The sequence below is a fragment of the Streptomyces sp. MB09-02B genome, assembly GCF_033794485.1.
In the GTDB taxonomy this organism is placed as follows: Bacteria; Actinomycetota; Actinomycetes; order Streptomycetales; family Streptomycetaceae; genus Streptomyces.
The window spans coordinates 1-13,653 of sequence record NZ_JARGEE010000246.1 but is presented as its reverse complement, the minus strand read 5'-3'; the positions used below and the strand labels follow the sequence as shown (position 1 = coordinate 13,653).

Below are 13,653 nucleotides of genomic sequence, written 5' to 3'. Positions count from 1 at the left end.
CCCTGTGACCCCCGAGCCCCCGGCATCGCCCGCCTCACCCTCCGCGCCGTACTCACCGCCCACGGCCTCGCCGAACTCACCGACCGTGCTGAGCTGTTGACGTCCGAGCTGGCGACCAACTCGGTACGGCACACCAAGGGGCCCGCGTACGTCCGCCTGCACTGGCTGGACCCCGTCCTCCGGGTGAGCGTGTGGGACATGGGCCCCGACCTGCCGCCGCTGCCACCGCCCCCGGCCGTACCGGCGTACGCGGACGGAGGGCGGGGCCTGCTGATCCTCGACCTGCTCGCCGACCGCTGGGGCGGATGCGGCACAGGTGAGGGGCCGTACGGGCCCGCGGGCAAGACGATCTGGTTCGAGCTGGCCCTTCCGCCGCAGACGCAGCCGCCGCCCGCACTCGCGGCCTGAGCCGGAAGGCCACCGAAGCCGCAGGCCACCGCCCCCGTGGCTTGATCGCTAGGCCGAAACACCCCTGGCCGGTTCCCTGCCCGTGAGTAGAGTTTCCTGTACGTCCCATGGAGACGCTGGGGCGCACGGTGAGGGCAGGGAGTCCAGCGGTGAGTCGGCGGGAGCTACCGGAGTACGACAAGACCGAGAAGCCGCTGATACGGCACCTGGTCGACCTCGGATGGGAGCACCTGGAAGGCGCGCCGCCCGGTCAACCGGTCACCTCGCCGGGCCCGTCCGGGCGCGACACCTTCACCGACGTCGTCTATGCGAACCGTTTCCGGGACGCGGTGTCGCGGATCAACCCGGGGCCGAACGGCGGGACCTGGCTGACAGAAGCCCAGCTCGACCACCTCCTCGCCCTCGTACTCGGCACCGCCCCCGGGCAGGGCCCCACCGATCGCGGCGTGGGCGGCAACCTCGCCGTGACCCGGCTGCTGCGCAAGGGCGTCAACGCCCGCATGCTGCCCGGCTGGAAGAAAGGCGACCCGGAACACGTACAACTCGTCGACTGGGACGGGGAGAACGGCGGACGCAACAACCTGCTCGCGGTCAGTCAGTTCCGCGTCGAGCGCAAGGACGCGGGCACCGTCACCCCCGACCTCGTGCTGTTCGTCAACGGACTGCCCTGGGTCGTCATCGAGTGCAAAGCCCCACTCACCTCCGGCGGCAGGGAGGAGAGCAGGGCCGCCCTCGACGAGGCGGTCGGACAGGTCTGCGGCTACGCGAGCCTGGAATCGCCGTCCCCCGTTGCCGAGTTCACCCGCTTCGCGCAGGTGCTGATCGGTACCGACCGCACCTACGCGGAGCTGGGGACGGTCACCTCGACGCCCGAGTACTTCATGCCCTGGCGCACCACCGAGCCCGCGCCCGCCGACGGCTGCGACTCCGACATGGCGGTCCTCGTCGCCGGAGTGTTGCGACCCGACCACCTCCTCACCCTCGTACGGGACTTCACCACCGAAGGCGGGCAGGGCAGCCGTACGCTCAAGGTGATCGGCCGGTACCAGCAGTTCAAGGCCGTGCGACGACTGGCCCGTCGCCTCCAGCAGCGCAGGAGAGCGATCGCGGCGAAGCAGGACGTCGACCAACGCGGCGGAGTCGTCTGGCACACGCAGGGCTCCGGCAAGAGCCTCACCATGGCCTTCCTCGTCCGCCACATCAGGAGTGACAGCGAGCTCAAGCGCCACAAGGTCGTCGTGGTCACCGACCGCATCGACCTGGAGAAGCAGATCCAGGCCTCGCTGGCGGCCGCCGAGGAACCCGTCTACCGGGCCGACGGCGTCGCCAACGCACGGGCGCAGCTGGCCGCACCCGTACCGGACGTCGTCCTGGTCATGCTCCAGAAGGCCCAGCGCGACGACACCGCCTACGACGGCCGGGACGAGAGCCTCCCGGACCAGGGGGCCGACCAGAACGCCGATGCCCACGGGCGGCCCGCGAACACCAGCCCGGACATCGTCGTACTCGTCGACGAGGCGCACCGGGGCCACGCCGGCTGGCTGCACGCCCGGCTGCGCGCCCTGCTGCCCAACGCCGTCCTGGTCGGCTTCACCGGCACGCCCATCATCCGGGGCGCCCGCAAGGAGACCGAAGCGATCTTCGGGCCGCTCGTCGACGCCTACACACTGCGCGAGGCCGAACTCGACCGGTCCGTGGTCCCCGTACGGTACGAGGCGTACGACGCGCCGCTGGAAGTGGTCGAGAAGGCCGCGCTCGACGCCAAGTTCGACGAACAGGTACCCGACGACCCGGAGCGGCGCGAGCGGGTGCTGCGGAAGTTCGCGCGGAAGAAGGAAGTCCTCGAAGCGTCCTCGGTCATCGCCCACAAGGCCGACTTCATGCTGCGGCATTGGGCGGTCAACGCCCTGCCCGACCGCTTCGGCGCCCAGCTGGCGGCCGTGTCCCGCCTCGCGGCCGTCCACTACCGGGACGCGCTGCTCGCCGCCCGGGACCGGCTGCTCGCCCGGCTCGACGCGCTCGACCCGGCGATCGTCCACGACCCGATGGCGGCCCTCGGCGCCGACGACGAACTGCGGGAACTGCTCACCGTACTGCCGCACCGCGACGTCCTCGCCTCGATCGACGCGGCGGTGGTGATCCACGGCGACCCGCGCAGGGACCCCGCCGACTGGCGGCAGTGGACGCTGAAGTCCCGGCAGGACGACTACATCGAGCGCTTCAAGGCGGGGCTCGGGGACCCGCGGGCCGCCGCGACCGACCCCTCCTGGCCCGTCGAGCCCCACGGCCCGTCCGGACAGGCACACGGCGCCACCGGCGTCCCCGTGACGGACGTATGGCAGGTCGAACGACCGGAGGGCGAGGGGAACGCGGCGGACGACGGCGAACCGGAGACGGCGGAGCCCCTCGCCTTCCTCGTCGTCCAGTCGATGCTCCTCACCGGCTTCGACGCCCCCGTCGAACAGGTCCTCTACCTGGACACCGCTCTGGCCGGCGCAGGGCTGCTTCAGGCCGTCGCCCGTACCAACCGGCCCTACCCGGGCAAGCGGTGGGGGACGCTCGTCGACTTCGTCGGCATCGGCGACGAACTGGCCCGCTCCCTGCGCGCCTACGAGGAGCACCACCTGCGGGAGGTCTACGGCTTCGAGAACGTCACCGCCGACCACCTGCGCCGCGACTTCGCGGGGCCGCAGCCCACGGACGACGGTCTGCTGCTCCAGGCGGACGCCACCGCCGACCGGCTCCTCGACGACCTGCACGGCCGCGTCGCCCGCTTCCTGGACGGTCACGGGCTCGCGTCGTACGACGAACACGGCATCCTCTCGCTGGCCGACGAACAGCGCCGCGAGGCACTGCTCGACGCGCTCGAAGACCCGCTCACGCGCGGACAGTTCGACGAACTGGCACGGGACTTCCTCACCGCCCTGGGCGCGGTCCTGCCCCGTCCGTATGCTCTGCGGTACGAGCGGTTCGCCGGCCGGCTGGGCGAGGTGCAGTACCTGGCACGGCAGCGTTACCTGGACGGCCGCGACGAGTTCAGCCCACGCCGGTACGGGGCGAAGGTACGCCGGCTCATCGCCGACCACCTGCGGGTGACGGGTGTCGAGCTGCGGGTCCCGCCCGTCGAACTGAGCGCGCCCGAGTTCATGGAACGCGTCGACGCCAACGCCGACGCCCGCGCCAGGACCAGGTACATGGTCAGCCGCCTGCGGACCCACATCACGGCGCGCATCGGCACGGACCGGGCCCGCTACGAGCTGTTCAGCGCCCGTCTGGAGGAGATCGTCCAGCGGATGCGCCAGGACTTCGAGCAGGCCGCGACCGACCTGGCACGGCTGTACGGCGACATCACGGCGGACACCGAGGAGACGGGCCCGTCTCTCGACCCGCTGACGGAACGCCCGGTCCACCGGGCACTGGTGCGGGCACTGGAGCAGGAGGGCGCTCCCCTTCCGCCCGCCGAGGTCGACCTGTACGAGGCGGCCTGCCTGCTCACGACGGACATCGCGGTCCTCGTGCGGACACCGCATTTCGTGACCCAGGCCGACGCCCAGAGCGAGGCGCGCAAGGTACTGCGCTTCCAGGTGAGCGACCGCCTGCAGATCGACTGGGACGACACCGCGTACACGGCCGCCGCGCTGCTGGAGCTCGCCGTGCAGCGGCGCGAGGACTTCCTCCGTCACGAGGGGCGGCCGCCCGCGTAGCCCCCGGTGCCGGTCGCGTCGGCTGTCGGTGCCGGGTGGTACCAATGCCGGGTGAGCCTCTCCGTGCAGTCCGCCCTCGCGTCGCTCCCCCTGCCGGGGGAGTGGACGTGGCAGGTCGTCGTACGGCAGCGCCGCCGGACACTCGGGATCGAGATCCGTGAGGACGGCGGAGTGCTGTTCGCAGTGCCCCCCGACGCCGATCCGGAGGCGGTCGCGGCGGCCGTACGGTCCCGGCTGCCCCGCATCGCGCACGAGGTCGACCGGCGCATGCGCGGGGGAGGGGAGCCCCACAAGGAACTGGTCAGCGGGGCGAGCTTCGCGTATCTCGGCCGCCGCCACCGGCTGAGGGTCGTGGCCGCCGAGTCGGGCGCACGCGTACGGCTGCACCAGGGGTGGCTGGAACTTCCTCGCCCCGACGCCCCACGCGAGGGCGCGCGACTGATCGTCGACTGGTACACCGCGCGGGGCGTGGACTGGATGACAGCTCGCCTGCGGCCTCTGGCCGCGCGGGCAGGTGTGGCTCCCGGGGACGTCGTGGTACGCGACCTCAAGGAGCGCTGGGGCGCCTGTGACCCGGACGGGAACATCACCGTGCACTGGGCACTGATGCAACTGCCTCCTGCACTGGTGGACCTCGTCCTCGTACATGAGCTGACGCACCTGGCTGTCCCGGCTCACGGGCCGGCGTTCCGACGCAGGATGCGGCTCGCACTCGGAGACCTGGAAGGACTGGAACACCGTTTCGCGCAGCACGAGCCCGATCTGTGGCGCGGGGCTGTGTGAGTCCTACTCGACGACCTCGGTGTCGTAGAAGCACAGATGCCCCTTGATCTCGGCGACCTCGGTCTTCGGGTCGGGGTACGCCCAGACGAGGTCGGGAGCCCCGGGGAGCGACCAGTAGGACGCCGTGCCCTTGAACGGGCAGTACGAGTGCGTATCGGAGTCGGTCAGCAGCTCCATACGCACATCATCTTCGGGGATGTAGTACCGCACAGGACAGCCTGTCTCGCGCAGCACCAAGGGGCGGCTACTCTCCGCCAGCACCCTGCCCCCATGGACCACACGGACGCGTTCGGTTCCTTGCTCGACGGTGATGTGGTGGCCTTCGGTCACGATCGCCCCTTCTCGGGTAGCAGCCTCCCCTGATACAGCGCAGGCTGCTGTTGAGTTCTTCCCGGAGTCCGTAGGAGGTCGCCATGACAGCCCCAGATCCGGTGGGAAACCGGTCCAGCAGCCGGCGGAGCCTCACCCATCGGGTCCGCTACGCCCTGCGTCATCCGAAGCGGGTCCCCGCGCACGCGCACCGGGTGGTCCGGGACACCTGGCTGCAGCTCAAGCACCGCGACCACATCTCCTACTACCGGGCCGTCATGGCCGCCGACACGGCGCGCAGCCCGGAGGCCGCCGTCGGGCACAACCCGTCGGTCGAGAAGTGGGAACGCATGGGTCGGATGCAGTTCGACTACCTCCTGCGGCACGGCCTGGAGCGACGGCACCGGATGCTGGAGATCGGCTGCGGGAACCTGCGGGCCGGGCGGCTGTTCATCGACCACCTGGACACCGGCAACTACTACGGCATCGACATCTCGCCGGCCATCCTCATGGAGGCACAGCGCACCCTCGCCCGAGAGGGCCTGCAGGACAAGCTGCCGCATCTGGCGCTCGTCGCCGACCTCACCTTCTCCTTCCTGCCCGCCGGGTACTTCGACGTCGTGCACGCGCACAGCGTGTTCTCCCACTCGCCGCCGCACGTCATCGAGCAGTGCCTCGCCCACGTCGGCCGGGTCCTCGCCCCCGGCGGCTACTTCGACTTCACCTTCGGCCGCACCGAGGGCCCCGAACACCAGGTACTGCACGAGGACTTCTACTACCGGACCGAGACCCTCGTCGAACTCGCCCGGAAACACGGCCTGTCCGCCCGTGTCATGGACGACTGGGAGGACCTGCCGCACCGCCAGTCGAAGATCCGCGCGACGGTGGCGGAGGAGGCCGGTGGACGAGCGGACCCCGATGTCGGTGCCGCCCCCTAACGTGGACCCATGAACATCTGTGTCTTCCTCTCCGCCGCCGACCTCGCCGACCGTTACACGCGCCCCGCGAAGGAATTCGCCAAGCTCATCGGCAAGGGCGGACACACCCTGGTGTGGGGAGGCTCGGACGTCGGGCTGATGAAGGTGGTCGCCGACGGAGTGCAGGAGGCGGGCGGCAGACTGCTCGGCGTCTCCGTCGAGTTCCTCTCGGCGAAGGCACGGCCCGGCACCGACGAGATGGTGGTCGCGCGTGACCTCGCCGAACGCAAGCGGCTGCTCCTGGAGAAGGCCGACGCGGTCGTCATCATGGTCGGCGGCACCGGCACGCTCGACGAGGCGACCGAGATCCTGGAGCTGAAGAAGCACGGCCACACCGAGATGCCGGTCGTCCTGCTGAACACCGCCGGTTTCTACGACGGGCTGAAGGAGCAGTTCCGGCGCATGGAGGACGAGGGTTTCCTGCCCCGCCCGCTGACCGACCTGGTCTTCTTCGCCGAGGAGCCGGTCGGGGCGATGGCGTACCTGGAGGAGAGCCGGGGTGTCGCCTGAGGCCGGGCGTGCGTGAGGGCATGCCCCGGATGATGCGAGCATGACCGCATGGCTACTCATGTGATCACCGGGGCGGGTTCCGGCATCGGCGCGGCCGTCGCCCGACGGCTGCACGAGCGCGGGGACGAACTCGTGCTGCTCGCCCGCGACGCGGGGCGGGCGAAGGAACTGGCGGCGGAGTTCCCGGGGGCGAGGACCCTGGTCGGCGATCTGGCGGACCCGGACAAGCTGTCCTGGGCCTTCTCCCACCAGACGCTGCCCGACCGGGTGGACTCGCTGCTGCACGTCGCGGGTGTGGTCGACCTCGGCGCGGTGGGCGATCTGACGCCGAAGACGTGGCGGCACCAGCTCAACGTCAACCTCGTCGCGCCCGCCGAGCTGACCCGTCACTTCCTGCCCCAACTGCGGGCCGCGCGGGGGCACGTGGTGTTCGTCAACTCCGGCGCGGGGCTCAACGCGCACGCGGACTGGTCCGCTTACGCGGCCTCCAAGCACGGGCTCAAGGCACTCGCCGACTCCCTGCGCTGGGAGGAGCACGGCAACGGGGTCCGGGTGACCACGGTCTACCCCGGGCGCACGGCCAGTCCCATGCAGGCGAAGGTGCACCAGCAGGAGGGCAAGGAGTACGACGCGTCGCGGTGGATCACGCCGGAGTCGGTCGCCACGACGATGGTGATGGCCCTGGACCTGCCCCGGGACGCGGAGGTGAACGACCTCACGGTCCGCCCGGGCGCCTGATAGCTCGGGGGTGCGGGTGCGTTGGCGGGTGCGGGTCGGTGGGGCTTCTCGCGCAGTTCCCCGCACCCCTAAAAGCCCAGGCCCTGCGGGCCTGTGAAAAGCACGGGGCGCAGCCCCTGCTTTTCAGGGGCGTGGGGAACTGCGCGACCAGCCCTCACTCACCCGCACCCGACACCGCGCACCCAGCGGAGCCGTACGCTTCGGGGCGTGAGTGAAGACTTCAGTTTCGGCCCTGCCACGGGCGTCGGGTCCATGCCGGGCGAGGACGCCCGAGAAGCCGCCAAGACCGTCACCGGCACCTTCGAGTGGCCGGAGACAGGCATGGCGTACCTCCCCGAACTCCCCGCCAGAGGCCCCGGCGCCGACATGATCGGCAGAACCGCCGGCCTGCTCGTCGAGCTGTACGCCCGCGTGGAGCCCAGCGGCTGGCGCATCGGCGACCGCCCCGGCCGGGACACCAAGCGGGCCAGGTCGTGGCTGGGTGAGGACCTCGACGCGCTGGAGGAGTACACCCAGGGCTACGAGGGCCCGCTGAAGGTCCAGGCCGTCGGCCCGTGGACCCTCGCCACCGCACTGGAGCTGAAGAACGGCGAGGCCGCCCTCTCCGATCCCGGCGCCTGCCGCGACCTCGCCGGCTCGCTCGCGGAGGGCCTGCGCCAGCACCTCGCCGAGGTCCAGCGACGCATCCCGGGCGCCAGGATCGTGCTGCAGCTGGACGAGCCGTCCCTCATCGCCGTCCTGCGCGGCCAGGTCAAGAGCGCCAGCGGCTACCGCACCCACCGCGCCGTGGACCGCCAGCTCGTCGAGGCCACCCTCAGGGACGTCATCGGCGTCCACGCGGAGAACGGCGCGGTCGTCGTGCACTCCTGCGCCCCCGACGTACCCTTCGCGCTCCTGCGCCGCGCCGGTGCCACCGGTATCTCCTTCGACTTCACCTTGCTCACTGAGCGTGACGACGACATGATCGGGGAAGCGGTGGAAGGGGGCACGAAGCTGCTCGTCGGTGTCGTGCCGACGACCGAGGGGGCGTTGTCAGAGCCTGCCGGTAGCGTCATGGGGGTCAGGACGTTGTGGCGCAGGCTGGGGCTGCATCCGGGGCTGCTCGCGGAGGCGGTCACGGTCACTCCGACGTGCGGGCTCGCGGGGGTCTCCCCGGCGTACGCGCGCCGGGCGCTCGCCCACTGCGTCAAGGCGGCGAGATCCCTCGCGGACAACCCAGAGTGACGGAGGACAACACGGTGGCCGGCGACAAGGACGCACAGCCCACATCGGTACCCGCCGAGGCAGCGGTGCCCGCCGAGGCCCGCGAGAAGCACGCGCGGCTCGCCGAACAGATCGAGGAGCACCGCTTCCGGTACTACGTGAAGGACGACCCGATCGTCAGCGACGCGGAGTTCGACGAACTCCTGCGCACGCTGGAGGCGTTGGAGGACGAGTACAGCGAGCTGCGCACCCCGGACTCGCCGACGCAGAAGGTGGCCGTCGAGTACGAGACCGACCTCGCCGAGGTCGAGCACCGCGAGCGCATGCTCTCCCTCGACAACGTCTTCGATGACGAGGGGCTCGCCGCCTGGGCCGAGCGCGTCGCCAAGGACGTCGGCACCTCCGACTACCACCTGCTGTGCGAGCTCAAGATCGACGGCCTCGCGGTCAACCTGACGTACGAGGACGGCAGGCTCACCCGGGCCGCCACCCGGGGCACCGGGCGGACCGGCGAGGACATCACGCCCAACGTCATGACGATCGCCGAGATCCCGCACCGGCTGAAGGGCGACCGCGTCCCCCGCCTCGTCGAGATCCGGGGCGAGGTCTACTTCCCGATGGAGGCCTTCCAGGGCCTCAACGAACGCCGGGTGGCGGCCGGCGAGAAGCCGTACGCCAACCCCCGCAACTCCGCCTCGGGTTCACTGCGCCAGAAGGACCCCAAGGTCACCGCCACCCTGCCGCTGCACATGGTCGTCCACGGCATCGGCGCCCTGGAGGGCTTCGACGGCGGCTTCACCCGTCTTTCCCAGGCCTACGACCTCCTCAAGTCGTGGGGCCTGCCCACCGCCGAGCACAACAGGGTGGTCGACGACCTCGACGGCGTGCGGGAGTTCATCGCCCACTACGGCGAGCACCGCCACTCCGTCGCGCACGAGATCGACGGCGCGGTCGTCAAGCTCGACGAGATCCGGCTGCAGGGCCGCCTCGGATCGACGGCCCGCGCACCCCGCTGGGCGATCGCCTACAAGTACGCGCCGGAAGAGGTCAACACCAAGCTCATCGACATCAAGGTGGGCGTCGGCCGCACCGGCCGCGTCACCCCGTACGCGCAGGTCGAGCCGGTCACGGTGGCCGGCTCGGAGGTCGAGTTCGCGACCCTTCACAACCAGGAGGTCGTGAAGGCGAAGAACGTCCTCATCGGTGACACGGTCGTCATTCGCAAGGCCGGTGACGTCATCCCCGAGATCCTCGGGCCGGTCGTGGCGCTGCGCGACGAGACGAAGACGCGCGCGTTCGAGATGCCGACCGAGTGCCCGGAGTGCGGCGAGCCCCTGGCGCCGGCCAAGGAGGGCGACATCGACGTGCGGTGCCTCAACTCCCGTAGCTGCCCGGCCCAGTTGCGTGAACGACTCTTCTATCTCGCCGGCCGCAAGTGCCTCGACATCGAGCACTTCGGCTACGTCGCGGCCGCCGCGCTCACCAAGCCGCTGGAGCCGTCCGAGCCGCCGCTCCTCGACGAGGGCGACCTGTTCGACCTCACCATCGAGCAACTGCTGCCCATCAAGGCGTACGTCCTCGACCAGGACAGCGGCCTGCCCAAGCGGGACCCGGAGACCGGCGAGGAGAAGCACGCCATGGTCTTCGCCAACAAGGAGGGCGGGCCCAGGAAGAACGCGGTCGCCATGCTGGAGAACATCCAGGCGGCCAAGAACCGGCCGCTCGCCCGCATCCTCACCGGTCTGTCGATCCGGCACGTCGGCCCGGTGGCCGCCGAGGCGCTCGCGCGCGAGTTCCGCTCCATCGACGCCATCAGGGAGGCGAGCGAGGAGCAGCTCGCCGCCACCGACGGTGTCGGATCGATCATCGCCGCTTCCCTGAAGGAGTGGTTCGCGGTGGAGTGGCACCAGGAGATCCTCCGCAAGTGGAAGGCGGCCGGCGTCCGCCTGGAGGACGAGCGCTCCGGCGAGGACGAAGGCCCGAGGCCCCTCGAAGGGCTGACGGTCGTGGTGACCGGAACACTCGAACACCACACGCGGGACGGGGCCAAGGAGGCGCTGCAGAGCCGGGGCGCCAAGGTCACCGGGTCGGTGTCCAAGAAGACCTCCTTCGTCGTGGTCGGCGAGAATCCGGGCTCCAAGTTCGACAAGGCGATGCAGCTCAAGGTGCCCGTCCTGAACGAGGACGGCTTCGCCGTCCTGCTCGAACAGGGGCCGGACGCGGCCGCGGAAGTCGCGCTCCCGATCGAGGAGTAGGGGTTGAAGGCCACCCGTTCGGCGCATACCAGATGCATACGGGTGGCCGGTCGCATTCGGGCAACCGACGCCGACCGCTGCCCGTGGAAGCCTTGTGCGGCCTACTGTTGAGATGTGCGCCTGCCGTGCCCGGACGCGTGGCGGGTTCTCGGACGCGGTGCCGCCCCGGGTAGTTCGGGAGCAACGGGCCGCGTGGCGTGGGCACCGCCGGCTGTGAGAGGGACGGGAATGGAACCGACCGAGAGCGTCGCCCCGGACTCGCGGCTGCGCCTGCGCCGGTTCTCCGGGGTCTGGCGACGGGGACGCTCCCTGCTCATGGGAGGACGCCCGTTCGAGGTAAGCCGGGAGCCCGGAAGCCCGGAGCCGGGAAGCCGGGAGCGGGGCCCGGACCGGGCGACGGGGACGGCGACGGAATCCAGGATCGCGGCCACCTGGCCGCCGGGCCGTGCGAGTGCGAGCGCACGCGGCCCGTTCGCACCGGGCCCGGCACAGCTCACCTCCGGCACCGCGGCCGACGCGGACGGGGCGTCCGCCCTCACCGGCGCGCTCGGTGGGAGCCGAGGCCACGAACTGCCGGGCCACGACGCCGACCGGCACCTGTCCTGGCCCGCGCTGCCCGCCGTGATCGTGGGCCTGGCCGGGGCCATCCTGGGCGCCGGGTTCTACCGGGCGTTGGTGGGACAGCACGCCCTCTTCCCGGCCGGAGCCGTCGGCTGGTCCCTCGCCCTGCTCACCGGCATCATCGTCGGCCACCTCGTCGCCATGGGCCGCGCCCGCTGGTGGGGCGGCACCGGCTCCGGAGCTGCCCTGACCCTCGCCGTCCTGCTGCTCTACGGCTGGGTGGCCGCCGGGATGGTCAGCCTCACGGTCGTCGTGCTCGTCGGCGTCGCCCGCCGGGGGCGCTGGCGCCAGGGCGTGCTGCACGGCGCGGTCGACATCCTCGGCATCGGTGCCGCCGCACTCGTCCTGCGGGTCTTCGGCCGCGTCCCCTCGGTGGAGCGGCCCTGGAACCCGGACAGCTGGAACCTGTACTCGGCACCCCAGGTGGCCCTGGTCGCCATCGCCTACCTCGTGGTCAGCCGCGTCCTGCTCTGGCACCTGGCCGCACCGCGCGGCGGTCTGCCCACCGTCGCGCGCACGGCCCTGGTCAGACAAGGGCTCGTCGCCGTCGCACTGCTCGGCATCGCCCCGCTCGTCTGCGTCGTCGCTCTCGCCCAGCCACTGCTGCTGCCGCTCTTCGCCATCCCCCTCATCGCGCTCGACTCCACGCTGTGGATCGCCCGAGCCCGCGCCGAGGAACAGCTGCGCGACCCACTCACCGGGCTGCCGAACCGCCAGTGGCTGCTGGAACGCACCTGGACGGCGCTGGACGACGCCGAACGCATCGGGGCGAGGTCGGCGCTGATGCTGATCGACCTCGACCGTTTCCGGTCCGTCAACGACACGCTCGGACACCTCGCGGGGGACCGGCTGCTGTTGCAGATAGCGGACCGGCTGCGGGTCGCCCTGCCCCGCGGAGCGGAGGCCGCGCGACTCGGCGGCGACGAGTTCGCCGTCCTGCTGCCCGTCGCCGACTCCACCACGTCCGCGTCGCGCGTCGCCCGCAACCTCGTCGCCGCGCTCGGCTCACCGCTCGACCTCGACGGGCTCACCCTCGTCCTGGAGGCCAGCGCCGGGCTCGCCGTCTTCCCCGACCACGCGCTCGACGCGGAGGGGCTGCTGCGGCGGGCGGACGTGGCGATGTACCAGGCCAAGCGCGACCGTACGGGCGTCGAGGTCTACGAGTCCAAGCGGGACTCCAACACCCCGGACCGGCTCGGTCTGCTCGGTGACCTACGGCGCGCGCTGGACGCGCACGAGGTCGAGCTGCACTACCAGCCGAAGGTCCGCTTCGACGGGCAGGTCGCCGGTCTCGAGGCGCTGGTGCGGTGGGTGCACCCCGAGCGGGGGAAGGTACCGCCGGACGAGTTCATAGCGATCGCCGAGTCGTCCGGCCTGATGCCGCATCTGACGGAGTACGTCCTGGAGACGGCGCTCGGGCAGGTGGCGAGATGGCGGGCGCAGGGGCTGCACGTGCCGGTCGCGGTGAACGTGTCCCCGCGCGACGTCCACACGCCCGGGTTCGCGGGGGCGGTGGCCGCGCGGCTGGCCCGGCACGGGGTGCCGGCGGGGGCGTTGCAGCTGGAGATAACGGAACACGTGCTCCTGGAGGATCCGCAGCGGGCCGCGGACACGCTCGCCGGGCTGACCGGGCACGGGGTGAAGATGTCGCTCGACGACTTCGGGACGGGGTACTCGTCACTGGTCCATCTGCGGCGGCTGCCGGTCAGCGAGCTGAAGATCGACCGGTCCTTCGTGGCGCGGCTGGCGATCGACAACGAGGACGCCGCGATCGTGCGCTGCACGGTCGATCTCGCGCACTCGCTGGGCCTGCTCGTCGTGGCGGAGGGCGTCGAGGACGACGAGACGTGGGAGCGGTTGCGGGACCTGGGGTGCGACGCGGTGCAGGGGTGGCTCGTGGCCGCCGCGATGCCGCCGGAGGAGACCACGGCGTGGCTGCGGGCGCGGGGGTCACGGGGGTGGCAGCGGCCGGCCGCGGCGTTGCCGGCGGCGACGGCGGACGAGTGACGCGCGCCTGACAGCTCGGGGGTGCGGGTGCGGGTGCGTGGGGCTTCTCGCGCAGTTCCCCGCGCCCCTGAAAGGCCTCCGGCCTTTCGGGCCGAAAAAGCACGGGGCGCAGCCCCTGCTTTTTCAGGGGCGCGGGGA

Annotated in this window: 10 protein-coding genes; 9 read left to right on the top strand and 1 reads right to left on the bottom strand. The window is 71.4% G+C overall.

The annotated features are described in order from the left end of the window. The 3 genes from P1P70_RS28650 to P1P70_RS28640 form a co-directional block, all read left to right on the top strand. Window positions 1–408 (top strand): ATP-binding protein (locus P1P70_RS28650; RefSeq protein WP_319242746.1); only part of this gene is annotated, 408 nt, incomplete at its 5' end. 149 nt (window positions 409–557) lie between these two features. Next, window positions 558–4,112 (top strand): type I restriction endonuclease subunit R, encoded by a 3,555-nt coding sequence (locus P1P70_RS28645; RefSeq protein WP_319242744.1) that lies wholly within the window; start codon window positions 558–560, stop codon window positions 4,110–4,112. A 51-nt stretch (window positions 4,113–4,163) separates the two neighbouring features. Then, entirely contained in the window at window positions 4,164–4,895 is a 732-nt protein-coding gene (locus tag P1P70_RS28640; protein ID WP_319242742.1) for a SprT family zinc-dependent metalloprotease, read from the top strand. Window positions 4,896–4,898: 3 nt separating this feature from the next. Here P1P70_RS28640 and P1P70_RS28635 read toward each other — a convergent pair whose 3' ends face one another. Beyond that, window positions 4,899–5,225 (bottom strand): DUF427 domain-containing protein, encoded by a 327-nt coding sequence (locus P1P70_RS28635; RefSeq protein WP_319242740.1) that lies wholly within the window; start codon window positions 5,223–5,225, stop codon window positions 4,899–4,901. Window positions 5,226–5,308: 83 nt separating this feature from the next. Here P1P70_RS28635 and P1P70_RS28630 point away from each other — a divergent pair, with 83 nt between their 5' ends. The 6 genes from P1P70_RS28630 (at window position 5,309) to P1P70_RS28605 (ending at window position 13,515) form a co-directional block, all read left to right on the top strand. Continuing rightward, window positions 5,309–6,142: a class I SAM-dependent methyltransferase gene (locus P1P70_RS28630; RefSeq protein ID WP_319242738.1), complete on the top strand. Its 834-nt coding sequence runs from the start codon at window positions 5,309–5,311 to the stop codon at window positions 6,140–6,142. 9 nt (window positions 6,143–6,151) lie between these two features. Further along, window positions 6,152–6,691, top strand: a complete 540-nt coding sequence (locus tag P1P70_RS28625) for a TIGR00730 family Rossman fold protein (RefSeq protein WP_319242736.1) — start codon at window positions 6,152–6,154, stop codon at window positions 6,689–6,691. Between the two features lie 48 nt (window positions 6,692–6,739). Continuing rightward, the gene (locus P1P70_RS28620) at window positions 6,740–7,429 is read left to right on the top strand and encodes an SDR family oxidoreductase (protein ID WP_319242734.1); all 690 of its coding nucleotides are present in this window, start codon (window positions 6,740–6,742) and stop codon (window positions 7,427–7,429) included. 207 nt (window positions 7,430–7,636) lie between these two features. Next, window positions 7,637–8,653 carry a methionine synthase gene (locus tag P1P70_RS28615; RefSeq protein ID WP_319242732.1) on the top strand — a complete coding sequence of 339 codons (1,017 nt, stop codon included), beginning with the start codon at window positions 7,637–7,639 and terminating at the stop codon, window positions 8,651–8,653. A gap of 14 nt (window positions 8,654–8,667) precedes the next feature. Then, the gene (gene ligA, locus P1P70_RS28610; protein WP_319242748.1) at window positions 8,668–10,887 is read left to right on the top strand and encodes an NAD-dependent DNA ligase LigA; all 2,220 of its coding nucleotides are present in this window, start codon (window positions 8,668–8,670) and stop codon (window positions 10,885–10,887) included. A 228-nt stretch (window positions 10,888–11,115) separates the two neighbouring features. Next, the gene (locus P1P70_RS28605; RefSeq protein ID WP_319242730.1) at window positions 11,116–13,515 is read left to right on the top strand and encodes a bifunctional diguanylate cyclase/phosphodiesterase; all 2,400 of its coding nucleotides are present in this window, start codon (window positions 11,116–11,118) and stop codon (window positions 13,513–13,515) included. Window positions 13,516–13,653: the final 138 nt, after the last annotated feature.